The following is a 26,800-nucleotide window of genomic DNA, read 5'->3' on the forward strand; positions in this document are numbered from 1 at the left end:
TCCTCTGGCCGCCGATCCGCCAGATAACACAGCAACGCAACCTATTTTCAGGACCGGGTTTCAGCCCGGCCCGTTGCATCAACTGTGAAATTTTCCATATGTGGTCTCTTTCCAACTGCCGCCGGGAGTGGTTCTCCAACATCCGTGGCGATGTGCTTTCGGGTATCGTCGTCGCGCTTGCCCTCATTCCCGAAGCCATCGGCTTTTCCGTCATCGCCGGCGTCGATCCGAAGGTCGGCCTCTATGCCTCCTTCGCCATCGCTTGTGTCGCGGCGATCACGGGCGGGCGCCCCGGCATGATCTCCGCCGCCACGGCTGCCACTGCCGTGGTCATGGTCTCGCTGGTAAAGGAGCATGGCCTTCAATATCTGTTTGCGGCCACCATCCTCATGGGGCTCAGCCAGATTGCCGCGGGCTTTCTCAAGCTCGGGCGGGTGATGCGCTTTGTATCGCGCTCGGTCGTCACGGGCTTCGTCAACGCGCTCGCGATCCTCATCTTCCTTGCGCAGTTGCCGGAACTCATCGGCGTACCGGTCCAGACCTATTTCATGATCGCGGGCGGCCTGGCGATCATTTATCTCTTTCCGGTCGTCACCAAGGCCATCCCGTCGCCGCTCGTCGCCATCGCCGTGCTGACATTCATCGCGTGGTGGACCGGTATGGACCTGCGCACAGTCGGAGACCTCGGCGAGCTTCCCTCGACAATGCCCGTCCTCACTTTCCCGCAGGTGCCGCTCACCTGGGAAACGTTGCAGATCATCCTTCCCTATTCGGTGACGCTGGCCGCCGTGGGACTGCTGGAATCGCTGCTGACGGCGCAGATCGTCGACGACATGACCGATACGCCGAGCAACAAGAGCCAGGAATGCATCGGCCAGGGCGCGGGCAACATCGCCTCCGCCCTCATCGGCGGCATGGGCGGCTGCGCCATGATCGGCCAGTCGGTGATCAACGTCACCTCGGGCGGCCGCGGACGGCTTTCCACATTCGTCGCGGGCGCTTTCCTCTTGTTCCTGATCGTCGTCCTCAACGATCTCGTCCGGATCATTCCCATGGCCGCGCTGGTCGCCGTCATGATCATGGTTTCGATCGGAACCTTCTCATGGCGCTCGATCCTGGATCTCCGGCGCAATCCGCTGCCTTCCTCCGTGGTCATGCTGGCGATTGTGGTCACCGTGGTGGCAACGCACGACCTCGCCAAGGGCGTTGTCGTCGGCGTCCTGTTGTCGGGCATCTTCTTCGCAGGCAAGGTAGCGAGGCTCTTCAGCGTCACGAGGCGGGACGATACGCACGCCGGTACCGTGACCTACATCGTGGAGGGCCAAATCTTTTTCGCTTCGGCGGAGCGTTTCATCGGCGCGTTCGATTTCTCCGATAACGCCAGGCAGGTGATCATCGACATCAGCGGCGCTCACCTTTGGGATATCACCGCTGTCGGCGCGCTTGACAAGGTGGTGATCAAGTTCCGGCGGACAGGCGTGGATGTGCGCGTGCTCGGCTTCAACACGGCAAGCGCTGATATGGTCGACAGGTTTGCGCTGCACGACAAGGAAGAGCGGCAGGCCGTTTAACCGCAACTCGGGAGGATGACGATGAGTGATTGCTGCTCGGCGGTCAGCCGCAACAATGGCGGCGCCGGGCCGGGCGAAGCCGAAAGGATTTTGCCTCGCGGAAAGGCAGGGGAGGCCATCCTCGTCAAAGGCGGCGAGACCTTCGTCGGAACCCATGAGCCGGTGCTGGAGATCGACGGGGAGGGGCCTGAACGCAAGGTCATCATCGGGGATTTCCTGCTTGAGGCCGAAACCGTGACCGTCAGGCGCTTTGCGGCATTCGTCGAGGCGACGGGCTACATCACGGAAGCGGAGAAGTTCGGCTGCTCCGCCGTTTTCGTTGACCTGATGCAGGATCGGCAACCCGCGGCAAACAGCGTGACCGCCACGCCGTGGTGGGGAAGGGTGGACGGCGCCACCTGGAAATCGCCGGAAGGGCCGGGCAGTTCGATCGAGGACCGGATGGACCATCCGGTGACGCAGGTCTCATTGAACGACGCCGTGGCCTTTGCGCAATGGGTGGGAGGACGCCTTCCCACCGAGGCGGAATGGGAGCATGCGGCCCGGGGCGGCAACCGCCGCCGCCGCTATCCCTGGGGCGATGAAGAGCCGACCGACACCGACGTGTTTTGCAATATCTGGCAGGGCCGCTTCCCGCATCATAACACCATGGCCGACGGGTTTTTCGGCACCGCGCCGGCGCGCAGCTTCAAGTCAACCGAAGACGGCTTCTATAATCTTGCCGGAAATGTCTGGGAGTGGACGAGTGATCCCTTCCGTGTTCGCTCGCTGTCACGCCAAGCGAAAATGCGCAACGAACAGGCGAGGAAGAACGCCGAGAAGGTGCTCAAGGGCGGCTCGTTCCTCTGTCACAAGAGTTATTGCTACCGCTACCGCATCGCCGCCCGCATGGGCCTGTCGCCGGACAGCGCCTCCAGCAACACCGGCTTCCGGGTTGCCTACGATATCAGGGCGTAGGGGTAGCCGAGGGATTTTAGCTACCAGGGCAATATCTGACCGGGCCGGATTGGTGGGGATCTGGTAAGCTCCAGGCGCGCTCATGCATGATAGTTTCGAAGCCGAGGGTGATTTCCGGAAGTTATCGCCGCCGTCAGATCAAGGCTGACGCCTCGTACTTTTCCTCATCACCAGCTTCCAGTCCACGACGGTGGTTCGCGGCTTCGCGCCGTTTATCCGCGCGATAATGGCATCCGCCGTCAGCCTGCCGATCCGTTCACGGTCCGGGCGGATCGTGGTCAGCGACGGGGTGACGCAGGATGCCGCCTCGCTGTCGCCGAACCCGATCACGCCGATATCCTCGGGCACGCGCCTGCCCCTGTTTCGCAGCGCCCGAAGCACACCGAATGCGACGGCGTCACTGTTGCAGGCGATTGCATCGATCCCGGAATGTTGTTGCAGCAGCTCGATGGCGAGCCGTTCCCCGAGTTCGGGACTGCCGCCCTCGGCAATCGTATGCCTGATGACGGGCGGGAGACCAGCCGCCGCCGCTGCGGTCTCCAGCCCGCGCAGGCGCTTCTGCGCGCGCTTGTCGTTGTCGCGAACGCTGCCGACAAAGGCGAGATGCCGGTAACCCTGAGCAATCAGATGTTCCGCCTGGGCCGCGCCGACGCGGGTATGATCGAAGCCGACGGCGGTGTCGATCACCTCGCCGCCAATGTCCCACATCTCGATGACCGGAGCGCCTGACGCCCTGAGGAGCTCGACCACCTTTGGCGGATGATCGACGCCAATGATGGCGACTGCCGCCGGGCGCCAGCTGAGAATAGAGCGAACGAACCGCAATTCTTGGGTCTCATTGTATCGTGTATTGGCGAGCATGACCTGCAAATCATGCTCCAGCAGCGCGGATTGCAGGGTATCGACGATGCTGGCGAATTCCGAATAATAGAGCGACGTCACCACGACGCCGACAATATCCGACCGCGCGCCGGAAAGGCCGCCTGCAAGGCGGTTCGGCACGTAATTGAGTTCTTCCATCGCGGCGTTGATCTGGTGGCGCAACTCGATCCGGACCGTGTTCGGAGCGCGAAGCGCGCGGGACACCGTATTGACCGAAACGCCCACCCGCTCAGCTATCGAGGCAAGAGTGGGAATGGGACGCGCGCCCTTGTCGGCAATCTCAATTTTCATTCTCAGAAACCCAAAAATTCCGTTAGCGCGCCGCGCATCCAATAGGATGCGCAAAGGACGTTCTAACACTTTTGAATGCCGCACAATTTTATTCTTGAATCGATCCCGATTTAAGAAATTATGCAGGTGAGTGAGCGTTGCGTTATCGGTAACTTTGTGCCATCGTTTTGATGGAGAGGCAAGCGATGCACAGGCAGAAGCCCGGTTCGCTTGGGAGGAGAGGAATATGGCCGAAAAGCCGAACATCATTCTGATCATCACGGATCAGCAGCGGTATGATTCGATCGCCGCGCTGGGCTTTCCCTATGCCGTGACGCCCAATCTCGACGCGCTGGTCGAAAAGGGGGTGGCGTTCAGCAATTGCCACATCACCGCGCCAAGCTGCGTGCCATCCCGCGCCAGCCTGTTCACCGGCTATTACCCGCACACATCAGGCGTTCTCGCCAATGGCCAGAAATGGCAGCGGACATGGGTGGAGCAATTGCGCAGTGCTGGCTATCGCTGCGTCAACATCGGCAAAATGCACACCATTCCTTATAATGCGGATTCCGGTTTCCATGAGCGCTATGTCGTGGAGAACAAGGACCGCTATATGGAAGGCCGCTGGTACTTCGACGAATGGGACAAGGCGCTCGCCGCCAACGGCCTCGTCAAGCAGCAGCGCGAAACGTACCGGGAGCGCGACGACTACCGCGACCGGCTCGGCTGCTTCGACTGGGAACTGCCGGAAGACCTGCACGCGGACGCATTTGTCGGCAACATGGCGAAATGGTGGGTGAATACCTATCCCCTGAGCGAGCCGTTGTTTTTGCAGGTGGGCTTTCCCGGCCCGCATCCGCCCTTCGATCCGCCGGCGCGGTTTTCCGAGCCTTACCTGAAACGGAACGACCTTCCGCTTCCCTCACCGACGAAGGAAGAGCTGGATTCCCTGCATCAGGAATTGAAGGACAAGCGCCAGCACGATGTCGAAGTCGATCACGACTCCGTCGTCTGGAGCCTAGATCCGACACCTGACCAGATGCAACGGCTCTGGGCGCATTATCTGGGCAACGTCACGCTGATCGACGAGAAGGTTGGGGAATTGCTGGAGGCGCTGAAGGCGAGGGGCTATCTGGAGGACGCCATCGTCATTTTCACCTCTGATCATGGCGAGTGCCTGGGCGAGCACGGCCTCATACAGAAATGGTCGATGTACGACGCAGTCACGCGCGTGCCGACCGTGATCTGGTCGACGGCGAACCGGTTCGAGGGCGGGCGCTCCATTGACGGGCTTTGCCAGCTTTTCGACCTGGGGCCGACCATCCTCGAATATGCCGGTATTACCCCCCAGGAATCCTTCGAGGCCCGGAGCTTGAAGCCGGCATTGGAGGGGAGGGGATGGACACCGCGCACCCATGTATTCTGCGAGCAGATCGGCGACGTGGCGATGGCAGGCGGTGTCGAGTTCATGACCGGTGTTCGAAGCGATCGATGGAAGCTCGTTCACTTCAAGGGCTCGGACGATGGCCAGCTTTTCGATCTTGAGAACGATCCGAAGGAAGTGAACAATCTCTGGAACGACCCTGCTTGCGCCGAGCAAAAGCGGGAGCTTCTGGACGTAATGCGTGACTGGCTGATCGAGTCGAACTTCAAGACGCGCGATGTCATGATGGATGCCCGATGATCTGAACAGATGAATTTTTGTGGGGGAGGAGACCCATGTCAGCGACCATGACCGAGGAAAATTCCAAGGCGTCCACGAGGCCGTCCCTTCTGTCGCGTCCGATGGGCGTGCTGGCGATCAATGTTGCCGCTGTCGTCGCGGGCATCGCGCTTTGGGCCGCCGTGACTACGCAGGGGGTCGTTGGCCTGCCGACGCCGCTTGCCGTCGCTCATCAGGCTGTGATCCAGGCGCAAAACGGGCTTCTCTGGTCCGACGCCGCCGCAAGTCTTGGCCGGGTGTTCAGCGGTTTTGCGCTTGGAATCGCCGTCGCCATTCCGGTCGGCTTCCTGATGGGCTGGTACCGCACCGCCCGCGGCATCATCGAACCCTATGTCCAGTTCTTCCGCACGATCCCGCCGCTCGCCATCATTCCGCTCGCCATCGTGACCATGGGGATAGACGAAACCCCGAAGATATTCGTCATATTCCTGGCGTCGTTCCTGTCGAGCGTGATTGCGACCTATCAGGGCGTCGTCAACGTGGACAAGACGTTGATCAACGCCGCCCGGGTTCTCGGCGCCAACGATTTTGCCATCTTCCGGCGCGTCATCGTGCCAGCGTCGCTGCCCTATATCATGGTCGGCGTCCGTATCGGGCTCGGCTCGTCCTGGGCGACCGTGGTGGCGGCGGAACTGATCGCCGCCCAGTCCGGGCTCGGCTTCAGGATGCAGCAGGCCCAGCTCTACTATGATCTTCCGACGATTTTCGTGAGCCTTATCGCCATAGGCGTGCTCGGTCTCATCATGGACCGGATCGTCATCACCCTGGATAATACGATGACCGCCTGGCAGGAAAAGCTATGAGCATCAAAATCTCGTTCCAGAACGTCACCAAGACTTATTTCTTCGCCGGGCAGAATTCCTTCAACGCGCTGCAGAGTTTGAACCTCGATATCGAAGATGGCGAGTTCATCACCGTGGTCGGTCCATCAGGCTGCGGCAAGTCGACCGCCATGAACATCGCCGCTGGTCTGACGACTCCGTCTTCGGGGCAGGTGCTTGTAGACAACGTGCCGGTAAAAGGGCCGGGACCTGAACGCGGCGTAATCTTCCAGCAATATGCGCTGTTCCCATGGCTGACGGTTCGCGAGAATGTCGAGTTCGGGCTGAAGATCGCCCGTCATCCGAAGATGGAACGCCGCAGGATCGCCGATCGCTTCATCGGCCTCGTCGGCCTCACCGATTTCGCGGATGCGCTGCCCAAGACACTGTCGGGCGGCATGAAGCAGCGCTGCGCCATTGCCCGCGCCTATGCGGTCAACCCGAAGATTTTGCTCATGGACGAGCCGTTCGGAGCACTCGATGCTTTGACCCGCGTCCAGCTTCAGGATCAACTGCTCGCCACATGGGAAGCGGAGCGGCGCACGGTCATGTTCATCACCCACGATGTCGATGAGGCGGTCTATCTGGCGAGCCGCGTCGTCGTCATGGCCGCCCGTCCGGGGCGGCTTCACAAGATCGTTCCGGTCGATCTGCCCTATCCGCGCACCGAGGAAATGCGCCTTTCGCCGGAATTCTCGAACCTACGCAATGAGGTCTGGCGGTCCGTCTATCACCCGGCCACCGCCTGACCTCACATAATCAGCTTTCAGAGGGAGGAATGAAACATGCTGACGAGACGAAATCTGATGAAATCCACGGCGGCGGTTGCTGCCGCAAGCGTATTTTCCATCGGCGGAAGGGCGCGGGCCCAGTCCGCCGACATGACCATCGGCTACATCGCCGACTTTCCCAACGCCAGCGTGCTGGCGATTGCCGAGGACCAGAAGCTTTGGGAAGCCGAGGGCATCACGCCATCGGTGAAAGTCTTTACCAACGGTCCTATCCAGATCCAGGCGATGGGCGCGGGCAGCCTCAACTTCGGCACCATCGGTCCCGGCGCGCTCTGGCTTCCGGCGAGCGGCCGCGCCAAGGTGGTCGGCGTCAACGATATCGGCTTTTCCGACCGCGTCATCGCTCACAGCGGCATCAGCTCCATTGCGGGCCTCAAGGGCAAAAAGGTCGGCGTACCGCAGGGTACGTCCGGCGATATGATCCTGCGGCTGGCGCTGACCAAAGCCGGCATGACGGTCAACGACATTCAAGTCGTGCCGATGGACCCATCGACGGTGGTCGCCGCCTTCACCTCGAAGCAGATCGATGGCGCCGGCATCTGGTATCCGCTGATCGACACGATCAGGCCGCGCGTTCCCGACATGAAGGAAATCGCCTCCAACCAGGATTTCTATCCGGAGACGTCATTCATCAACACCTTCGTCGCCCGCAATGAGATTGTGGCGGAGAATCCCGACCTCGTGAAGAAATTCCTCCGCGTCATGAAAAAGGCGATGGACTATCGTATGGGCGATCTCGACCGAACCATTGAAATCACGACGGCTTTCCTCAATGCGCCGGCCGCCGCGACGGACAAAGTCGCCCGAAGCCGCAAGATGCTGACCGCGAGGGAACTGGACACCTTTACCAAGGACGGCACCGTCAACAAATGGCTTGATGATTTCAACAGGATGTTCGTGGAATTCGGAACAGTGAAAGATCCGCTGCCGCCGGAACAATTCTATACGGGCGATCTCTTTGTGAATGCCTGAGAGTAAAACCGGCCGGTTTCAAACCGGTCGGTTTCAACCGTGCGCAGCTCGGCCTCTTTTTTCGGCCTTCTGTTTCACCCCGGTCCGCCTGCCATCTCCAGAGATAATGATATTCGATGATCTGTCCGGCCTTTGGAAAATCAGCGGCCACGGAAATGATCCTCTACGCCCTTGTCCCAAAGCTTGCCCAATTCTTCCGGCATATCTGCACCATCGATAGATACTTGCTGATTTGCGCTTCTGGTAAGCGCCTCGTAGCGTTCCATCGACATGACAACATAACGAGGCTTTCGGTGCTTGGTTATAGCGACTGGAGCGACGGACGCAGCCGAAATGCCCCGCCTACGACAGGCGATATACCTACCGATCATGATCTATCTGCGACGTAACCCCGACCAACGGCATCTTCGCGGCGAGCGGCAGGCTCGCCATGTAGATTTACCGCATTGGCAATATGCTCGCATGATTAATCGCGGAATGCACTGTCTGCAAATTAACTATTTACTGACATGTCAGTGTGTGCAAATCTATGGCTCACTCTTGGGGAGGAGGTAGTTTTGCCGCAACACCATTCCGGGCAGGAGCGCTTCGGGCTCTCCGTGGCGCTTACGACGCCATTCGATGAAAACGGGAATATCGATTTTGGCCGGGCAGTCGCCCATGCGCGCTGGTGCCTGGAAAACGGTTGCTCCAGCGTCACACTTTTCGGCACGACCGGCGAGGGCGCATCGATTGCGGATGCAGAGCGGGGTGTATTGATTGATGCGCTGGTTGCGGGCCGTGTCCCCGCCAGCGCCATCGTTGCAGGCGTCATGGAAAACTCGATAGCCGATGCCTGTCGTCAGGCTGTGGAGGCCCTGCAGCGCGGTTGCAAGAGCATCCTTCTTGCGCCGCCGTCCTATTACAAGAACCTGTCGGACGACGGGCTTTTTGCCTGGTTCTCGGCGGTCTTCAACGGGCTTGGCGCTGCAGCGCGTGGCATTATCCTCTACAATATTCCGTCCGTAACTGCTGTGGAATTGTCGGTTGATCTCGTCAGCCGCTTGCGCGCCGCGTTCGGCGCGGTCATCGCCGGCGTGAAGGATTCTTCCGGCAATTGGGGCTATACGGAGAAGCTTCTTGCCGCGCATAAGGACATCGCAATCCTGATCGGCGATGAACGCGATCTGGCTGCCGGTGTGCGCCTTGGCGGGCAGGGGGCTATTTCGGGCATGGCCAATCTGGTGCCTCACCGCATGTTGCCGATGGTGTACGATGGCCGTGACGATGCGGAACTGGTCGCCGCGGTGCGTGAACTTTTGACCTATCCGGTTACGCCGGCGGTCAAGGCCATGCTGGCGCGCCGCACGAAGGATCAGGCCTGGCGCCGTGTCCGTGCGCCGCTGGTTGCGCTTGATGATGCGGATTTCGATGCGATCAGTCGTGTATTCGACCGGCTGAATATGGCAAAAGCGGCCTGAGAGAGGTGCGTCGGTGGACGATACGAGCGAACCGGTAAAGTTACGGGACAAGGCTTATCAGAGCTTCACCCGGCATTTGCTGGCGCGTGACTTTCATCCGGGACAGTTCGTTTCGCAGCGCCAGCTGGTGACGATGACCGGGCTTCCGCTGGGTGCAATCCGGGAACTCATTCCACGCCTTGAAGCCGAAGGGCTTATCAAGACCGTGCCGCAACGCGGATTGCAGATCGCGCATATCGACCTCAATCTCATCCGCGAGGCGTTCCAGTTCCGTCTCTTCATCGAGAAGGAGTCGGTCGCGCTCTTCTGCCAGTCGGCTTCCGATGAGCTGCTGCGTTCCCTGCGCGCCGAGCATGAGGAAACACTGGAACGGGCAAAAGCCGAAGGTGAAACGCCGGAGCTTGAAAAACGGGCGCAGACTATCGACTGGAACCTCCATGACACGATTGTCGGCTCGCTCGACAATGAGATCATCTGGCGCGCCTACCAGACGAATACGATCAAGATGCGCCTCATCAATCAGGAGCGCTTTCGCATTACCGGGCGGGTGATCCCCGTCATGCAGGAACATCTGGCTGTGCTTGACGCAATCGAAACGCGCGATCCGCGGAAAGCCATGGATGCCATTGCCGTTCACATCAACAATGCAAGGAAACTCGCATTGCAGATCTGAATATGTGGAACCGAAGGCGCCGCTGGAGGAGCAGCTTCGCCGGGAAAAGAGGGAGGAGTAGAAATGAAATTGTTTCATCCAACGCGCCGCCAGTTTCTGGCGGGGTCAGCGGCCATTGCGGCGTCAGGCATGACGGGCGTCAGCCCAAGCTTCGCGGCGTCATCGGTCGACTGGAAGAAATATGCCGGCACCACGCTCGAAGTGAATCTGGTCAAGAGCCCGCGCGGCGCGATCCTTCAGAAGTACCAGAAGGAATTCGAGGAATTGACCGGGATCAAGGTCAATTCCGAGCAGACGCCGGAGCAGCAGCAGCGCCAGAAGGCGGTGATCGAGCTGACATCCGGCCGTCCGAGCTTCGACGTCATCCATATCAGCTATCATGTGCAAAAGCGCCAGTTTGAGAAGGGCGGCTGGCTGGCTGATCTCTCGGGCTTCATGAAAGACCCCACGCTGACTGACGCGTCATTGACGGAAGATGATTTTGCAAGCGCCGGCCTCGCCTTTGCCAAGGATGCCAATGGCCGCTTCGGTTCGCTGCCGTTCTCGGTGGACTACTGGATCGTCTATTGGAACAAGGAGCTCCTCGCCGCCAAGGGCATCGAATATCCTGGGACATTCGAGGAACTCGTCACCGCAGCCGAGGCGCTGACCGACCCGGCCACCAACACCTACGGTTTCGTGGCGCGCGGCATGAAGAACGCCAACGTTCCGGTCTGGACCAGCCTCATGCTGGGCTATGGCAAGCAGTCGGTCGATGCCGGCGGAAATCTGCAGACGGATTCGGCGGAGGCCGTCGAGGCGGCAAAACTCTATCAGCGCCTGATGACCAAATCCGCGCCTCCCGGCGTTGCCGGCTTCAACTGGGCGGAATGCCAGTCGAGCTTTTTGCAGGGCAAGGTGGGTATGTGGCTCGACGGCATCGGCTTCGCGCCGCCGCTGGAAGACCCGAACAAGTCGCGGGTGGTCGGCAAGGTCGGCTACGGCGTCATTCCGGCTGGGCCAAAGGCGCAGGCCGCGCCTACGACGGGCGACGGCATCGGCGTCGTCGAAGCCTCCACCAAGAGGGAAGCGGCCTATCTCTACTGCCAGTGGGCCATTTCCAAGGAAATGGGCGCGCGCCTGCTGCAAACGGGTTCCGGCGTTCCGTTCCGCAAGTCGATCGTCAATGACGAGGCGGTGCGCAAGGGCGTCACCATGCCGGAGGGATGGGTGGAAGCGCTTTCGAAATCGGCGCCGATCAGCCAGCTTTGCCTGCCGGTCATCGTGCCGGTCACGGAGTTCCGCGATATCATGGGCGTCGGTCTTACCAATCTTCTCAGCGGTGCCGAACCGGAAGCTGAAATGAAGCGGGCAACGGAAGAATTCCGCCCCGTGCTGGCGCGGAGTGAAGGAAAATGAACTCCGCCGCCCCGATAGCAGCAACAAGGGACAGGCAAGGAAAAGCCACCGCCAGGATGGCTCCCTCCGCCAAGCCCGGCAAGAGCCTGATAAAGCCGAGCTACTGGCCGTTTGTCCTTCCCGCCTTGATTACCGTCGGGGCGGTGATCGTCTTTCCATGGCTGTTCACCCTCTGGATGAGCGTCCATCAATGGCAGCTCGGCGGTATCAAGAGCTTCGTCGGCTTCGACAATTTCATCCGCCTGGCAGGCGACGCCCGGTTCTGGGATTCGATGTGGCATACGATCGTCTACACGGTCCTGTCCGTGGTGGCGCCGATGGTGCTCGGCACGATCGCGGCGCTTGTCTTCGATAGCAAGCTGCCGATGCGCGGGCTGTTGCGCGGCATCTTCGTCATGCCGATGATGGCGACGCCCGTCGCGGTCGCCTTGGTCTGGACCATGATGTATCACCCGCAGCTGGGCGTGCTGAACTATCTGCTTTCACTCGTCGGCATCGGCCCGCAGGAATGGATATTCAATCAGAACACCGTCATTCCATCGCTGGTCGCAGTGGAGACATGGCAGTGGACGCCGCTGGTCATGCTGATCGTGCTGGGCGGCCTTGCCTCCATGCCGCGCGACCCGTTTGAAAGCGCTGAGATCGACGGCGCCAATGGCTGGCAGAAATTCCGCTATATCACGCTGCCGATGATCCTGCCTTTCATCATGGTGGCCGTCATCATCCGCTCCATCGATGCGCTTAAAAGCTTCGATATCATCTATGCGATGACGCAGGGCGGCCCAGGCACTGCATCGGAAACCATCAATATCTATCTCTATAACGTGGCGTTCTCCTATTACGATATTGGCTATGCCTCGGCGATCGCCGTGGTCTTCTTCATTATCATCATCGCCATGTCGCTGATCCTGCTGGCATTACGGCAACGAACGAAGTGGGGCAACTGAGCCATGGCACGCAAATCGATCCTGTCGAAGCTCGGCACCGCGCTTCTCGTCTTCGTCATCGTTTCGCCCGCGATCTTCTTCTTCGTCTGGATGTTGTCGCTTTCGCTCAAATACGAGATCGACAACGGCGCCTATCCGCCGATCCTGATCCCGGAGCGTTTCGCCTGGTCGAACTATACGCAGATATTCGCAGAGAACGATTTCCTGCTTTATTTCTGGAATAGCCTTCTGGTGACCGGCATGGCTACATTGCTTGCCCTTCTTGTCGGTGTGCCCGCAGGCTACGGCATCGCGCGGCTCAAGGCGCATAAGTCGGCGGTCGTCATCATGATCGCCCGCATGACGCCGGGCTTGTCCTATCTGATCCCGCTGTTCCTGTTGTTCCAGACGCTCGGCCTGCTCGGCACGCTCTGGCCGCAGATCATCATTCATCTGGTCGTGACCGTTCCCATCGTGATCTGGATCATGATCGGCTATTTCGAGGCGACGCCGATGGAACTGGAAGAAGCAGCCCAGATCGACGGCGCCAACGCCTGGCAGGTGTTCAGGCTGGTGGCGCTGCCTATCGCCAAGCCGGGCATCGTGGTGTCACTCATCCTTGCGGTGATCTTCTCCTGGAACAATTTCGTCTTCGGCATCGTGCTGGCAAGCCGCGAGACACGCACCCTGCCGGTCGCGGTCTACAACATGCTGTCCTTTGAACAGGTGAGCTGGGGTCCGCTTGCCGCCGCCGCCCTCGTGGTCACGCTGCCGGTCCTTTTGCTCACCGTCCTCGCCCAGCGCCAGATTGTCGCCGGACTTACAGCCGGTGCTGTCAAAGGCGGCTGATGTAGAGACCTGGATAACGATGCGGGCTAGGCGGAGCGGACTGCCTCCGACACCCTTCGGGCTCCGCTTCGACTTGCGCTCACCTTGGCCTCCCTCGTAGGCATATTACGCCCGCAGTGGACAGCGGGGCACGGAAGGGCTATCTTATCGCTTGGTATTACCCAGTGATAAGAGGCAGCCATGGCAACATCCCTCAAGATTGACGATAGCCTGAAAAGCCGCGTTCAAGAACTCGCCAGTCAGCGCCGGCGCTCCGCGCACTGGATCATGCTCGAAGCCATCCAGCAATATGTCGACCGTGAGGAAGCTCGCGAGAGCTTCAAGCAGGAAGCCCTGGCCTCCTGGGCGGCCTATCAGGAAACCGGTCGCCACCTGACCGGGGAGGAAGTCCGCACCTGGCTGAATAGCTGGGGCACCGATGACGACAAGACGGTACCCGAGTGCCACAAGTAATCGTTACGGAAGGCGCGGCCCAAGGCTTGGAGCGCTGCCGTCGGTTTCTAACTACCAAAGCCCCGGAAGCGGCGAGGCGAGCCGGACAGGCCATCAATCGGCACTTCCTGCTTCTGGAAAACACACCGGACATGGGACGGCCGTTTCCTGAACAGCCGGAGTTGCGCGAGTTGGTAATCCCATTTGGAGATTCCGGCTACGTCGCGCTATATCATCATGCACCGGCTGACGGTGCAGTGTATGTGCTGGCCTTTCGGCACCAGAAAGAAGCAGGGTACTGACCTGATAAAAGATGTCACGACGGCATCATCCTGTCGCGCATCACCCGTGCAAGATCGCGCGCGGTGTGGAATACGGCCAAGATCGTCACCGTCTCCGGCCCAACCTCGTAGACGATGAGATACGGCAGGCCCGGAACGACCAACTCCCTTGTCTCGGGATGGCGCCCGGGGCGACCAATGCCAGGGAACTGGGGCAGCTTCTGCGCCGCCTTCATGATCTCTCGGTAGACGCCCTCAGCAGCAATTGGATTGTCCAGCGCGATGTAATCTACGATCCCTCCAAGATCGTGGGCGGCGGGCTCAGCAATGACCAAGTTTTTCAACGCGACCAGCCGTGCTTCGCGGCGATCCCGGCAAAGACCTCATCGGCAGGCAGAACCTTACCTTCACGCGCCGCGGCGATCCCGGCTGTGATCCGCTCCACCTGCCATGCGTTGGCTTCCAGATATTGCTCAATCGCCTGATTAACGATGTAGTTGCGGGAACGGTCCATCGCACTCGCCAAGGCGTCGATCTCCGAGACCTTGGATGTGCGGATGGTGATCGGTTCGGATACGGCGCGCTGCGACATGGTGTACTCCATTGTAATCAGGTGTAATCATATCATCTGTTTTGCCAAATCCAAGTGCGCAAGATGCTATGGCTTATTTTCATTTGGCGAGAAGGCCCGTTTCGCGGAGCAGCGAGCGTAGAATGCCTTCAGCTTTGCTGCATTTGGCGCAGGAATTCGTTCAAGCGCCCTTGCTGGGTTTGTGTCAGCGGCCATGCGGAGGGGGGGCGTGTCGGGCCGCAGTCCTGGCCAAGTGCCTGTAGGGCCGCCTTGACTCCGGTCACGTTGGTGCCGTTAAGCTCCTCGGCCCTTACTTCTTCGAAATCCTTCATTTGGGCGATCAACGCATTGGCCGCGGTGTAATCGCCTGCATCAAGAGCGGCGTGAATAGCGACGGAATGTTCCGGCCAAATGTTGATCAGTCCAGAGGTGAAGCCGCGCGCGCCGACAGCATAAAGCGGAGGAGCCCAAACTTCGGCAAGGCCGCAGACCCATACAAGTGATGGGTCGCAAGCTGAGATGGCGTCCACCAGTTTCAGCGCGTTGGGGGTGGCCCATTTTACGCCTTTGACACCCTCCACGGAGCAAAGATCGGCTATGGCCCTGGTACCGATTGCGTCATTGCGCAAATAGAGCATCATCGGCAGACCAGCCGCATCGGACACCGCTTTGAGATAATCGACCGTGCCGCGCGGCGAGACGAAGGGGTCGGGCGGCTGATGGATCATCAGCGCCGTTGCTCCTGCTTCAGCTGATGCTTTTGCCAAGCGGCAAGCGTCCCGCACGCCGCGCCCCACGCCCGCCAGGACCGGCGCGCGACCGTCGACCATCGCGACGACCTCGCGTACCATGGTACAGGCTTCATCCGTGGTCAGGGCATAGAATTCGCCGGTATTGCCGTTGACGACGGGCATATGCATGCCTGCGCCAATGGCGCGGTCGATGATGGGGGCCAATCTTTGCGGCGCGATGTCGCCCATCTCGTCATAGGGGGTGACGAGAATGCCGGAAATGCCGGTCAGGGCCTGATCGAGAGTGAGTGTCATTGAGGGTTCCTCAGTAAATGTCGGGTTCGCCTGCAGCGCTGCCAAAGCTGCGCTCCAGAAAGTCAAAATCACAGCCCTTGTCGGCTTGGGTGACGTGTTTGGAGAACATCCATCCCCAACCGCGATGGAAATGCGGAGCCGGCGGAATCCAGGCATCACGGCGGCGGGCGATCTCCGCCTCATCCACCAGCATGTCCAGCCTGCGGTTCGGCAAATCGAGGCGCACGATATCGCCTGTCTGGAGCAGCGCCAGCGGGCCGCCGATAAAGCTCTCGGGCGCCACATGCAGCACGCAGGCGCCATAGGAGGTGCCCGACATCCGCGCATCCGATATGCGGAGCATGTCGCGGTGCCCCTGCTTGATCAGCGCCTTGGGTATGGGCAGCATACCCCATTCCGGCATTCCCGGACCGCCCTGAGGTCCGGCATTGCGCAGCACCAGAACATGATCGGGCGTCACCTCGAGGGTTTCGTCGTCGATAGCCTTCTTCATCTCGGCATAGCTGTCGTAAACGAGCGCCGGCCCTTCGTGGACATGGAACCTCGGATCGCAAGCCGCCGGCTTGATCACCGCGCCATCCGGGCAAAGATTGCCGCGCAGCACAGCGAGCGAGCCTTCCGCATAGACGGGGTTCGAAAGCGGTCGGATGACGTCGTCATTATAGACCTGCGCGCCTTCCAGGCACTCACCCAAAGTCTTGCCGGTGACGGTGATGCAGGAGGTATCGAGCCGCGATTCCATCTGCTTCATCAGTGCGCGCAGACCGCCGGCGTAGAAGAAATCTTCCATCAAATAATCTTTGCCTGATGGGCGGACATTGGCAATCAGCGGGGTGGTGCGCCCAAGTTCGTCCAGCCTATCGAGGTCCAGCGCAACGCCCGCGCGGCGCGCCATCGCGATCAGGTGGACGATGGCATTGGTGGAACACCCCGTGGCCATGGCCACGATAGCAGCATTGTTCACAGCCGGGGCCGTGACGATTTTATCGGGAGTCAGATCTTCCCACACCATGCCGACGATACGGCGTCCGCAATCGGCAGACATGCGCTGATGGCCGGAATCGACGGCAGGAATGGACGACGCGCCGGGCAAGGTCAGGCCCATCGCATCGGCGATCGCCGTCATGGTCGACGCCGTGCCCATGGTCATGCAAACGCCTGCCGACCGGGCGATACCGCCCTCGATGCCGAGCCACTCGGTATCGGAGATATTGCCCGCCCGGCGTTCATCCCAATATTTCCACGCATCCGACCCGGATCCCAAGATCCTGCCCGCGTAATGTCCGCGCAGCATCGGGCCGGCCGGCAGGTAGATAAACGGAATGCCTGCGCTCAACGCCCCCATCACCAGGGCCGGCGTGGTCTTGTCGCAGCCGCCCATCAGCACCACACCGTCGAGCGGATGGGAGCGGATCATCTCCTCGACTTCCATCGCCAGCATGTTTCGGTAGAGCATCGCGGTAGGCTTGGTGAAGCTCTCATCCACCGAGAGCGAGGGCATCTCAACCGCAAAGCCCCCGGCCTGCGCCACGCCACGCTTCACATCCTGTGCCCGTTCACGGAAATGGGAATGGCAGGAGTTGAGCTCAGACCAGGTGTTGAGAATGCCGATCAGCGGCTTGTCCAGGAAATCCGCCTCGGAGTAGCCGAGCTGCATCAAGCGCGAACGGTGTCCGAAGCTGCGCAGGTCATCTGGTCCAAACCAGCGCGCACTGCGAAGTTCGTGGGGAGATTTTCTAACCGGCGTCATGGTGGCGACCTATCTGCAATCTGGCGTGTGGTTCATCGGGAGCATCACGCTCAATGCGAGACATACCCCGCGCCATGTGCGGCACGTTCCCATTCAACCAAAGGCGCGCGGAGGGTTTCCAAGGCGTCTTCGTCCAGTTCCATTCCCAGACCGGGTCCGGTCGGCACGATCAGGCGGTTGCCCTCGAACCGAATACGTTCCTTGACCACATCCTCCACATAGAGCAGCGGCCCCACCGTATCGGAGGCGACATGGAGTTCCGGAACCGAGGCGCCCAGATGGGCATGAGCCGCACTGCCGATGCTCAGTTCCTGCGTGGTGCCGATCAGGACGCGGATACCCGCAAGCTCCGCCAGCGCCATCAGCTTTTTCACCTGAAGCAACCCGCCCGAGTTCACCGTGATGTTGAAAACATCGCAGGCGCCGGCGCGTATCATCTGCATGGCCTGCGACGCGGACGAGCAATGCTCGCAGATCTCGACGTCCACGCGGCGGCGCAGTTCCGACATGCCGTCGAAATCCTCGCGCCAGCTGGGGCTTTCGATCAGCTCGAAGCCGAACTGTTTCAGCCGGTCATAGGCGCGCAGCGTGTCTTTCCAGTAATGGCGAGCCTGAAAGTCGAGGGCTTTCAGCATCACCCGGTCGCCAAACCGATCGCGCACGGACGCAAGGAACGTCTCATCCTTCTGGAAATCCACGCCGACATAGTAGCGAAAGCGCGAGATGCCCTGGCTCAGCAGCGTTTCGATGTAGCCCAGATTGCGGTCGTAATCTTCCTCGGCCTTGACCTGGAACAGCGGATAGCAAATCTCCATCGCGTCACGGGTCTTCCCGCCCAGCAGGTTGTAGACCGGGGTATTCAACGCTTTGCCGACGATGTCGTAGCAGGCCATGTCGATGCCTGCGGCGATCTGCGAAGCAGGCGTGAACGGCGGATAGCTGGGCGCCGACATGAAGTAGTTGTGCAGGTATTTCGCCATTTCGGTATGGATCGACTGAATGGCGAAGGGATTGCGGCCAAGGACGATCTTTTCGATACCCAGCCGGACCGCATCCACATCGGGCATGTACATCCGGTAGCAGTCGAGGTCGGAAATTTCGCCCAGCCCCGTCAGCCCCTCATCGGTGTGTATCTGCAGAATAAGATGCGAGCTGATCGACCCGGTGCGGCGGTGGGTCTGGATGGGGGTGAGGGTGATGCGAGAAATCTTCATGATAAATTCCGTTCGGCTTCCGCGTCGGTCGCGGGATGGCAGTCTCGTTGATGGACGGTTTCCGGCTCGCTTGGGCAATGCAGGTCAGATGGCATTCTTTCGCTTCATGCGCGTGGCGCTCCACATGCTGAAGGCGAAGAACAGCGCCGCCGCCGCCAGCAGCGCGGCAGAGATCGGGCGGGTGACGAAAGTGCTCCAATCACCGTCCGCGAACATCAGCGCCCGGCGGAAATTGGTCTCCAATATGCCGCCCAGCACGAAGCCCAGCACCGCGGGTCCGAGCGGGAAACGATATTTTTCCATGCCATAGCCAAGAACACCGAAACCCAGCATCAGCCACAGCTCGAAGGTGCGGTATTCCGAGGCATAAACCCCGATGACCATGAGGAGCGCCAGAATGGGCAACAGATAATGGCGCGGCACCATCAGGATCTTGGGAAACAGCCGGATCGTGCCGAGCTGGAGCGCCAGCAGCATGATTGTCGCCAAAAGGAAAGCCGCATAGATCATCGCAATCAGATCCGGGCTGCTCTGAAACAGCATCGGGCCGGGCTGCAGGCCATGGATGGTGAACCCTCCGATCATGACCGCAGTCACGCCATCGCCGGGGATGCCGAGCGTAAGGAGCGGCAGCAGGGCACCGCCAACAGCCGCGTTGTTCGCGGTCTCCGGCGCGTAGATGCCGGCAACGCTGCCCTTGCCGAATTCCTCGGGATTTTTCGCGGCGGACCGTGTAGCGCCGTAGGCGACAAGGTTCGCTGCCGATCCGCCGATCCCCGGAAGGACCCCGATACCGATACCGATGGCGGCCGATCGCAGCATATTCGGAATATTGGCGATGAACTCCACGGCCTTGATACCACCGCCGTGAAGCTGCTTTCCGCTGCGCATCGAAATGCCGGGAGAGGTGCCGTCGCGCAAAAGCTGCGATACGGCAAAAAGACCGACCATGAAGGGGATTATGCTAATCCCAGCCATCAGATCGACATTGCCGAAGGTAAACCGCGCGGTCCCTCCGATCGGAGCCAAACCGACCATTGCGATGGACAGACCGATCACTGCCGCGATCAGCCCTTTTATCATGTCGGATTCCGACAGCACGATGACCAGCATCAGCGCCGCTACCGTCAGCGCAGTATATTCGGCCGGCCCGAACTGGATGGCATAACGTGCGATGACAGGGGCAAAGGCCACAAGCACAACCAGTCCAAGGATGCCGCCCACCGCGCTCGCCACCATGCCGGTCGCCAGGGCCTTGATCGGATAGCCTTTTTGCGCCAGCGGATAGGCGTCGAATGTCGTGGCGATGGAAGATGGCGTGCCGGGGATGCGCAGCAACGTCGCCGCGACAAGGCCGCCCGAGACGCCCCCGATATAAGCGCCGACCAGCATGGCGATGCCGGTGTTCGGCGCCATCGCGAAGGTCAATGGCAAGAGCAGCGCCACCGCCATCGTGGCCGAAAGCCCCGGCAGCGCGCCGAAGATCAGGCCCACGGCGACGCCGAGCGCCATCAGCAGCAGGGTCTGCGGCTCGAACAAAGTGCCGAAGCTGGATAGGAAAAGCTCGAACATGCTGTACTCCGTCAACCGATCCAAACGCCAGGGATCGTCAGGCCCAGAAGGCCGTTGAGTATATATCCAAGAGCCAGGGCCACGCTGAGCGACAGCCCCCCGGCGCGCATCAAATGGGCGCGGGTAAAAGGGCCGAGCAGCGCCATCGTCGCCATCAGGAACAGCACCGCCGAAAGCGTGAATCCCAGCTTGTCGAACAAAGCGATGAAGGCCACCAGCGCCACGCCGAGCAGGATCTGCCTGTTACGGCTGGGCGCTGCGATCCGCACAACCTGCTCGTCTGCGGGCAAGCTTTCCTCGGTCGCCTCACCCGGCTGGGTGCGCGGTTTACGAAGTGCCAGCAGGAGGCCGAGTATCGTCATCAGGATTCCAAGAAGCTGCGGCAACACCGCGGGGCCCAGATCGCCGCTGGACGCAAACGGCGCAGGTATCGTCATGCTGTAGGCCGTCATCGCGACGCCCAGAATGGCGAGAACGGTGCCGATCACCCTGTCTTCAGGCATCATTTCCTCCTTATGCGTGGGCCGATACCAAGCTGGCCCTCTGTCACGTCACTTCGTGAAGTAGCTTTGGATCGTCGCGTATTCATTGCTCAGGAACTGCGAGGTTCCCGTGGCATTGCGCAGTGCCACGGTCTGGCCTTGCTTTTCGACGAGCGCCTTGAACGCCTGGTCCTCACCCATCTGCTTGATCAATGCTTCGATGGCGGCAATCGCCGCCGGGTCCATGTCCTTCGGTCCATAGACGGTCTGCACCAGAGGCAGCGAGATATCGACGCCTTGCGAGACGGTGGTGGGAATCTCCGGCGCGGTAGCGTCGGGCACCTTGTTCATGACAGCCAGCGCTTTCATCTGCCCGGCCTTCACATATTGCCTTGCAACGCCGACACTCATCGAGATCACGTCGATCTGGCCGCCAAGCAGCGCGGTGACGCGGTCAGATTCGGTGCCCGCATCCACGATCCGCATCGTGTTGCCTGCCGCCGCATTCAATGCCTGCGCCTTGACCTGCGTGGTGCCACCCAGCTGGGTGCCAATGCTCATCGTGTTGGGATTGGCTTTCGCCGCCGCGATCAAATCGGCCAGCGTGTTGTAGGGCGTGTCTACGCGCACAGCATAAACTTCATTGCTTTCCGTTACGGTGGCGATGGGGGTGAACTGGTCCCACTTGAACGGTGAATTGCCGGACAGATTGGCGGTGTGGAAAGCGGCATGGAAGAAAAGCAGCGTCGCCCCGTCCGGGTTTGCCGTTGACACTGTCTGCGCGGCCACAACGCCGCCGCCGGCGGCCTGATTGACCACGGCAGTCACCGCATCGCTGTTACGCTGAAAATAGTCGGCAAAGATGCGCGCGGCGGCATCCGTGCCGCCACCGGGGTTTGCCGGCACGATAATTCGCACGGAACCAACAGGGTAATCGACCTGTGCGAATGCATTTTGCGGAATGAAAGGCAGCGCCAGGCAAAGCAGGCCCGTCAACATTTTCGACATGATGTTTCCTCCCTCAAGAACAATCGGGGCATCCCAGCCCCATGGCACGAGCAAAACTCCGCCTGCGCCGCAAAATGATGCGGGCGTCAGCCCCTACAGGGCGCAGGTCGAATTTTGAGCTGGCTCCTCCCAACTTCGGAAAATTAGTAGGGCTGCATAGCGGCCATTGTCAATAGTCTTACCAATAGAATATTGACATACAAATACAGCCGGTCGGCACCTTGCGGCCCACCGGACGGCTGTAATAAACAAACTGCGGATGGGAGCGTTCATCCAGGAAGGAGCGACGCGTGATGTCAGGACCACTCGACCGTGCCGGCAATGCTTCGGGTTCGCTGAGCGACGGGGTTTATGAACAGATATATAAGTCGATCAGCACGGGCGACTGGCCGGTGGGGGCCAAGCTTCCTCCGGAAATTGACCTCGCGTTGAGGTTTGGTGTGTCGAGGCCCGTCGTGCGCGAGGCTATGCTTCGCCTGCGGATCGATGGGCTGATCGAAAGCCGGCCAAGAGCAGGAACGCGGGTCATCAGCGCCCCCAGCCGTTCGGTGATCGAGTTTGCCGAGCCCGGCAGCATTGCCGATCTGCAGCGCTGTTACGAGTTTCGGGTCGGTGTCGAGGGCGAGGCGGCTTATCTCGCGGCTCAAAGGCAATCACGTGCCAAAATTGCGGATATCCAGGCGGTTGTCGAGCGTTTGCGCGTCGCAGCGATGCAGATGGACGACATTGCGGCGGAAGACGACATTGCGTTTCACGTGGCCGTCGCCACTGCAACCGAGAACAGTTACTATTTCTCGGCGGTCAAGGCGGCGACGGTCGCGCTGCATGTCGGAACAAGGATAGCCCGAACGCTCGCCCACTCGACAAAGGGGCGCAGCGCGTTGGTGTATGAGGAACACAAGCTCATCCTCGATGCTATTTCCATTGGTGATGCCGAAGGCGCGCGAGCATCGATGCGCGCCCATATCGAGAGCGCGCGGCGACGCGTCTTTGTCGGCGCCTGAAGAATCAGTTCAGGCGCCGGCGGTCGGCGCTTGAGAACAGATGGACATTCGCGAGATCGGGACGAACGCCGATGGTCAGGCCCGGTTCCAGCGATACGCGTTCGCGGAAGACGCCGATAATCTGTGTCGCGCCCAATTTCATTGTCACCTGGGTTTCCGATCCCATCGGCTCGACCAACACTACTTCGGCTGCGACGCCGCCGTCATTGATCGAGAAATGTTCGGGACGGATGCCGTAAATGGTCCGCTGACCCTCAAGGCCTTTGGCTGAAGCCGGCAGGGGCAGAACGATACCCGGCGCGGCAAATCCCTCCGGTGTAATCGTGCCCTCGACAAAATTCATCGACGGCGAGCCGATGAAGCCGGCGACGAACTGGTTGGCGGGCCGGTCATAAAGATCGAGCGGCGCGCCGATCTGCTCGACCTTGCCGGCATTCAGCACTACGATCTTGTCGGCCATGGTCATGGCTTCCACCTGGTCGTGGGTGACATAGATGGTCGTGGTCCTGAGCTTCTGGTGCAGCGCCTTGATCTCCCCGCGCATGACGACCCGGAGCTTGGCGTCGAGGTTGGAAAGCGGCTCATCGAAGAGAAAAACCTGCGGATTGCGCACGATGGCGCGGCCCATGGCGACGCGCTGGCGCTGGCCGCCCGAGAGCTGGCGGGGATAGCGGTCGAGCAGATGCGTCAGGTCGAGGATGCCGGCAGCCCAGTTCACCCGCTCTGCAATCGCAGCCTTGCCGGCGCCGCGATGCTCGAGCGAGAAGCCCATGTTTGTCGCGACCGTCATATGCGGATAGAGCGCGTAGGACTGGAACACCATGGCGATGTCGCGGTCCTTGGGATCGAGGTCGTTGACCACCCGGCCGCCGATCTTCAGCGTGCCGCCGGTGATCGTTTCCAGCCCCGCGATCATCCTGAGAAGCGTGGACTTGCCGCAGCCGGACGGTCCGACGAGAACGACGAATTCGCCGTCACGGATATCGAGATCGACGCCATGAATGGTCTTGACGGTGCCATAGCTCTTGCGGATTTCAGAAAGGGTTACGTCTGCCATGATGGGATCCGTTGTTCAGCCCTTGAGGCCGGTATGCGCGAGCCCTTCGACGAACTGCTTCTGCGCGATGATGAAGACGATGAGAACGGGCAGCGCCGTCAGCGTGGCGGCGGCGAGCTGGATGTTCCACATCGGGCCGCCATAGGCGTCGGTATATTGGGTGAGCGCCTGCGGCAGCGTGAACTTTTCGGCACTCGACAGGAACACGATTGGCTCAAGAAACAGGTTCCAGGAATGCAGGAAGGTGAAGATCGCCACCGACGCCAGCGCGGGTCTCGCAAGCGGCAGCGCGATCTTGCGGAAGATTTTGAAGCGTCCGAGGCCATCGACACGGGCGGCTTCCTCCAGTTCAGGCGGAAGCGTCACGAAGAACTGCCGCATGACGAAAGTGGCGAACACGCTTGGCGCGCCGAAGATCGGCACCAGGATCAGCGGCCAGTGGGTGTTCACCATGCCGGCCTTCAGGAACATCTGGAACAGCGGCACGATCGTTACCTCCGACGGGATAAGAAGACCGAGCAGCACGATCATGAAGGCCGTGTTGGCGAACGGGAACTTGATCCGCGCGAAGGCATAGCCCGCCATCGATGAGACGATCATCGTGCCTGTTGTGACCATAGCCGCGATATAGGCCGAATTCCAGTATTGCCGCACGAAGGGCTGTAGCTCGAACACCTTGCTATATGTCGTCCAGTCGTAGCTTTGCGGAACCAGGTGTGGCGGGAAGGCGAAGATGTCGCTGATCGGCTTGATCGACGAGGTCACCATCCACCAGGTCGGAAAGACGAAGGGGATGAGCAGCACGCACATGAGGCCATAGAGCGCCACCTTCATGCGGGGGGAAAGGTCAGCTTTCATAGAAGACGATCCTCTTGCGAAGCTGCCACTGGGCGAAGGTGAGCACCGCGACGATGACGAAGAGCAGGATCGACAGCGTCGAGCCGTAGCCGAAGAAATGAAACTGGAAGGCCTGCTGGTAGAGGTAATAGACCAGCACCGTGGTCGAAAGGCCGGGGCCGCCCTGGGTGAGGATTGCGATCTGCGCGAACACCTGCAGCGAACCCACGATTGTGATGATCGAGGTGAGCAGGATGGTCGGACTGATCAGCGGCAGCGTGATGCGGCGGAACTGCTTGAAGGCCGGCGCGCCGTCGATGCGCGCCGCCTCGTAAAGTTCGTTCGGCACGCCCTGCAGCGCCGCCAGAAACAGGATCATGTTGAGGCCGACATTCTTGAAGACCTGCACGACGATGACCGAAATCATCGCCGTCGTCTCCTCGCGAAGCCAGTTCGGCCCTTCGATACCGAAAACCTGCAACATGCCATTGATGCCGCCGTTCTTCTGCAACAGAAAGCCCCAGACGATCGTCCAGGCGACGAGCGAAACGACGACCGGCGAGAAGAACAGCGTGCGGAACACGGCAATGCCGGCAAGCTTCTGGTTGAGCAGGACCGCCAGCAACAGCGCCAGTGACATGTTCAGGACGACGAGGCCGACGGAGAAGATCGCGGTCGCGCCAAGCACTTCGCGAAGATTGGTATCCTCAATCACCATCCGGTAGTTCTGCGCGCCGGTATAGGTGAAGGTATTTGCCAGCACGTTCCACTCGTGCAGCGAATACCAGAAGACGAGCGCGAGCGGGATCAGCACGAAAATGACGATGCCGATCAGCTGCGGGGCGATGAACAGGAAGCCGGCGAGGCTGTCGCGCCGCGCCATCGTCCAGAACGGCTGCGAGGAGCGGCCCCTTGACGTTTCGTGATGCGGCGTGACAGCCATTGCAAGCTCCTCAGCGCCGCAGAAGCGGGCCGAGCTGGCCGCAGATTTTCTGGAGCGTGCCGGGAACATCCGCTTCGGGGCGCCAGACGGCATCGAGATTGGAACGCACCGTCTGCTGGATCTGGGCAAAGCCGGTATGGCCGGGCATGACCTTGCCTGTCGCGATGCCTGATATAACCACCTTTTCGATCTGCTCTCGGCTGAGCAGCGGATTGGTCTTCTCCAGCACTTCGGCATTGAGCAGGGATTTGCGCGCCGAGGGGAAGAACTGGCTGAGCTTGGCCGAATTTTCCGGATTGGTCATGTAGGCGACGAATTGCGCGGCCGTTTCGACGTGTTTGCCCGATTGCATGACGCCGATGCCGGCCTGCCCGATCAGCGCATATTCGCCCGCCGGTCCCTTCGGCAGCGGCACAAGATCCCAGGCGAAGGGCTTGTCCTTCGGCAGCAGCGAGGCGCGGCTGATCTGGGTGATCGTCATCGCCGCATTGCCGGCGAAGAAATCGACATTTTCGCCCGGACCGGGCATCGCCTTCTTGGCGAAGATGGCGTCGTGAATGAACGAGACCGCGTCGGCCATCGGCTTTTCGGCCATGCTGCAGGTCTTGCCATCCTCGCTCCATGGCGAGGCGCCCCAGCCGTTCCAGACCGATGTCAGGTACTGCCAGTTCTGATAGTTGAAATCGCGAACGATCAGCCCGCCCTTGCCGGTTTTGCCGACGGCGGATGCGGCGGCGATGGCGTTCTCCCAGGTCCATTCGCCAGCGGCGATCATCTCCGCCGGTGTCTTTGCGCCGGCTGCCTTGATGAGATCGTTGTTGACGAACATCGCGAAGGGCGAGGTGGAAAACGGATAAGCGTAGAGCTTGCCATCTTGCGACCAGCGCTCGGTGGCGCCGGGGCTCACTTCGTCAAGATTGTAACCCTTTGCCGCATTCAACGTGTCTGTCAGCGGGTAGAGAGCGCCGGACTTGACGAAATCATAGGCCGAGGTCTCGAATATCCAGGCCATGTCAGGGGCATTGCCCCCGGCGATCTGGGTCGTCAGCGCCGTCGTATAGGTATCGAACGGCAGCGACTCGTAGGTGACGCTGACATCAGGATGGTCCTTTTTAAAGCCTGCGGCAATCTCGTTGAACAGCTTCAGATGCGCCTCGTTGGCGCTCCAGATGGTCATGCGCAGATTGACCGCCTCCTGCGCCTGGGCAATGCCACTCCAACCGAGCGGCAGGGCAATCGCCATCGCGGCCACCGCCGATTTCCATGTTCTATGATATGCCATTCCCGTTCTTCCTCCAAAGATGGGTTAA

27 protein-coding genes and 1 other annotated feature (1 of these 28 cut by a window edge) are annotated in these 26,800 nt (G+C 60.4%); of the genes, 14 read left to right on the plus strand and 13 right to left on the minus strand.

The annotated features are described in order from the left end of the window. Positions 1-29 (plus strand) — a sequence feature (sul1 is cis-regulatory element that is thought to sense ions involved in sulfur or methionine metabolism; They are found in Alphaproteobacteria); it begins 27 nt to the left of the window's first position. 69 nt (positions 30-98) lie between these two features. Next, complete coding sequence (locus C7477_RS13650) at positions 99-1,571, plus strand: SulP family inorganic anion transporter (RefSeq protein ID WP_110753052.1); 1,473 nt, start codon at positions 99-101, stop codon at positions 1,569-1,571. A gap of 21 nt (positions 1,572-1,592) precedes the next feature. Further along, entirely contained in the window at positions 1,593-2,528 is a 936-nt protein-coding gene (locus C7477_RS13655) for a formylglycine-generating enzyme family protein (protein WP_110753163.1), read from the plus strand. A gap of 138 nt (positions 2,529-2,666) precedes the next feature. On the opposite strand, the gene C7477_RS13660 is transcribed toward C7477_RS13655, so the two are convergent. Beyond that, positions 2,667-3,701, minus strand: a complete 1,035-nt coding sequence (locus C7477_RS13660; RefSeq protein WP_110753053.1) for a LacI family DNA-binding transcriptional regulator — start codon at positions 3,699-3,701, stop codon at positions 2,667-2,669. 226 nt (positions 3,702-3,927) lie between these two features. Here C7477_RS13660 and C7477_RS13665 point away from each other — a divergent pair, with 226 nt between their 5' ends. From C7477_RS13665 to C7477_RS13725, 11 genes are all read left to right on the plus strand, one after another. Next, positions 3,928-5,364: a sulfatase family protein gene (locus tag C7477_RS13665; protein WP_110753054.1), complete on the plus strand. Its 1,437-nt coding sequence runs from the start codon at positions 3,928-3,930 to the stop codon at positions 5,362-5,364. Between the two features lie 101 nt (positions 5,365-5,465). Then, on the plus strand, positions 5,466-6,206 hold the full coding sequence (locus C7477_RS13670; protein WP_181418427.1) for an ABC transporter permease: 741 nt from the start codon (positions 5,466-5,468) through the stop codon (positions 6,204-6,206). Next, positions 6,203-6,973 carry an ABC transporter ATP-binding protein gene (locus C7477_RS13675; protein WP_110753055.1) on the plus strand — a complete coding sequence of 257 codons (771 nt, stop codon included), beginning with the start codon at positions 6,203-6,205 and terminating at the stop codon, positions 6,971-6,973. The genes C7477_RS13670 and C7477_RS13675 overlap by 4 nt, the downstream gene beginning before the upstream one ends. A gap of 57 nt (positions 6,974-7,030) precedes the next feature. Next, the gene (locus tag C7477_RS13680; protein ID WP_425373576.1) at positions 7,031-7,987 is read left to right on the plus strand and encodes an aliphatic sulfonate ABC transporter substrate-binding protein; all 957 of its coding nucleotides are present in this window, start codon (positions 7,031-7,033) and stop codon (positions 7,985-7,987) included. Between the two features lie 557 nt (positions 7,988-8,544). Next, entirely contained in the window at positions 8,545-9,447 is a 903-nt protein-coding gene (locus C7477_RS13695) for a dihydrodipicolinate synthase family protein (RefSeq protein ID WP_110753059.1), read from the plus strand. Between the two features lie 13 nt (positions 9,448-9,460). Beyond that, complete coding sequence (locus C7477_RS13700) at positions 9,461-10,120, plus strand: GntR family transcriptional regulator (RefSeq protein WP_110753060.1); 660 nt, start codon at positions 9,461-9,463, stop codon at positions 10,118-10,120. A gap of 63 nt (positions 10,121-10,183) precedes the next feature. Beyond that, positions 10,184-11,518 (plus strand): ABC transporter substrate-binding protein, encoded by a 1,335-nt coding sequence (locus C7477_RS13705; protein WP_110753062.1) that lies wholly within the window; start codon positions 10,184-10,186, stop codon positions 11,516-11,518. 56 nt (positions 11,519-11,574) lie between these two features. Beyond that, on the plus strand, positions 11,575-12,465 hold the full coding sequence (locus C7477_RS13710; protein ID WP_110753064.1) for a carbohydrate ABC transporter permease: 891 nt from the start codon (positions 11,575-11,577) through the stop codon (positions 12,463-12,465). A 3-nt stretch (positions 12,466-12,468) separates the two neighbouring features. Further along, positions 12,469-13,293: a carbohydrate ABC transporter permease gene (locus tag C7477_RS13715; protein WP_110753066.1), complete on the plus strand. Its 825-nt coding sequence runs from the start codon at positions 12,469-12,471 to the stop codon at positions 13,291-13,293. 180 nt (positions 13,294-13,473) lie between these two features. Then, positions 13,474-13,746, plus strand: coding sequence for a CopG family ribbon-helix-helix protein (locus C7477_RS13720; protein ID WP_110753068.1), 273 nt, complete (start codon positions 13,474-13,476; stop codon positions 13,744-13,746). Next, positions 13,734-14,027 carry a type II toxin-antitoxin system RelE/ParE family toxin gene (locus C7477_RS13725; RefSeq protein WP_110753070.1) on the plus strand — a complete coding sequence of 98 codons (294 nt, stop codon included), beginning with the start codon at positions 13,734-13,736 and terminating at the stop codon, positions 14,025-14,027. The genes C7477_RS13720 and C7477_RS13725 overlap by 13 nt, the downstream gene beginning before the upstream one ends. 14 nt (positions 14,028-14,041) lie before the next feature. On the opposite strand, the gene C7477_RS13730 is transcribed toward C7477_RS13725, so the two are convergent. From C7477_RS13730 to C7477_RS13765, 8 genes are all read right to left on the minus strand, one after another. Then, a complete protein-coding gene (locus C7477_RS13730) occupies positions 14,042-14,350 on the minus strand; it encodes a type II toxin-antitoxin system RelE/ParE family toxin (RefSeq protein ID WP_245411843.1) in 309 nt (102 codons plus the stop codon). Further along, entirely contained in the window at positions 14,347-14,598 is a 252-nt protein-coding gene (locus C7477_RS13735) for a CopG family ribbon-helix-helix protein (protein WP_210206152.1), read from the minus strand. The genes C7477_RS13730 and C7477_RS13735 overlap by 4 nt, the downstream gene beginning before the upstream one ends. Before the next feature lie 128 nt (positions 14,599-14,726). Beyond that, positions 14,727-15,623 carry a dihydrodipicolinate synthase family protein gene (locus tag C7477_RS13740; protein WP_110753076.1) on the minus strand — a complete coding sequence of 299 codons (897 nt, stop codon included), beginning with the start codon at positions 15,621-15,623 and terminating at the stop codon, positions 14,727-14,729. Positions 15,624-15,633: 10 nt separating this feature from the next. Continuing rightward, positions 15,634-17,373: an L-arabinonate dehydratase gene (araD, locus tag C7477_RS13745; RefSeq protein WP_110753078.1), complete on the minus strand. Its 1,740-nt coding sequence runs from the start codon at positions 17,371-17,373 to the stop codon at positions 15,634-15,636. A 50-nt stretch (positions 17,374-17,423) separates the two neighbouring features. Beyond that, positions 17,424-18,587 carry a mandelate racemase/muconate lactonizing enzyme family protein gene (locus tag C7477_RS13750; RefSeq protein ID WP_110753080.1) on the minus strand — a complete coding sequence of 388 codons (1,164 nt, stop codon included), beginning with the start codon at positions 18,585-18,587 and terminating at the stop codon, positions 17,424-17,426. Positions 18,588-18,671: 84 nt separating this feature from the next. Then, the gene (locus tag C7477_RS13755; protein ID WP_110753082.1) at positions 18,672-20,159 is read right to left on the minus strand and encodes a tripartite tricarboxylate transporter permease; all 1,488 of its coding nucleotides are present in this window, start codon (positions 20,157-20,159) and stop codon (positions 18,672-18,674) included. Positions 20,160-20,170: 11 nt separating this feature from the next. Beyond that, the gene (locus C7477_RS13760) at positions 20,171-20,665 is read right to left on the minus strand and encodes a tripartite tricarboxylate transporter TctB family protein (protein ID WP_110753083.1); all 495 of its coding nucleotides are present in this window, start codon (positions 20,663-20,665) and stop codon (positions 20,171-20,173) included. A 45-nt stretch (positions 20,666-20,710) separates the two neighbouring features. Then, positions 20,711-21,649 carry a tripartite tricarboxylate transporter substrate binding protein gene (locus C7477_RS13765; RefSeq protein ID WP_110753085.1) on the minus strand — a complete coding sequence of 313 codons (939 nt, stop codon included), beginning with the start codon at positions 21,647-21,649 and terminating at the stop codon, positions 20,711-20,713. A 293-nt stretch (positions 21,650-21,942) separates the two neighbouring features. Between C7477_RS13765 and C7477_RS13770 the strand changes: the two genes are divergently transcribed. Continuing rightward, positions 21,943-22,653, plus strand: a complete 711-nt coding sequence (locus tag C7477_RS13770; protein WP_110753087.1) for a FadR/GntR family transcriptional regulator — start codon at positions 21,943-21,945, stop codon at positions 22,651-22,653. A gap of 4 nt (positions 22,654-22,657) precedes the next feature. Here C7477_RS13770 and C7477_RS13775 read toward each other — a convergent pair whose 3' ends face one another. From C7477_RS13775 to C7477_RS13790, 4 genes are read right to left on the minus strand one after another with little or no spacing between them, the layout of a single operon-like run. After that, complete coding sequence (locus C7477_RS13775) at positions 22,658-23,710, minus strand: ABC transporter ATP-binding protein (RefSeq protein WP_110753089.1); 1,053 nt, start codon at positions 23,708-23,710, stop codon at positions 22,658-22,660. A 15-nt stretch (positions 23,711-23,725) separates the two neighbouring features. After that, a complete protein-coding gene (locus C7477_RS13780; RefSeq protein ID WP_110753091.1) occupies positions 23,726-24,568 on the minus strand; it encodes a carbohydrate ABC transporter permease in 843 nt (280 codons plus the stop codon). Then, positions 24,558-25,490 (minus strand): carbohydrate ABC transporter permease, encoded by a 933-nt coding sequence (locus tag C7477_RS13785; RefSeq protein WP_110753093.1) that lies wholly within the window; start codon positions 25,488-25,490, stop codon positions 24,558-24,560. Before C7477_RS13785 ends, C7477_RS13780 begins: the two co-directional genes overlap by 11 nt. A gap of 10 nt (positions 25,491-25,500) precedes the next feature. Next, a complete protein-coding gene (locus tag C7477_RS13790) occupies positions 25,501-26,772 on the minus strand; it encodes an ABC transporter substrate-binding protein (RefSeq protein WP_110753095.1) in 1,272 nt (423 codons plus the stop codon). Between the last annotated feature and the right edge of the window lie 28 nt (positions 26,773-26,800).

Source organism: Paramesorhizobium leguminum (genome assembly GCF_003217235.1).
Classification (GTDB): Bacteria; Pseudomonadota; Alphaproteobacteria; order Rhizobiales; family Rhizobiaceae; genus Paramesorhizobium; species Paramesorhizobium leguminum.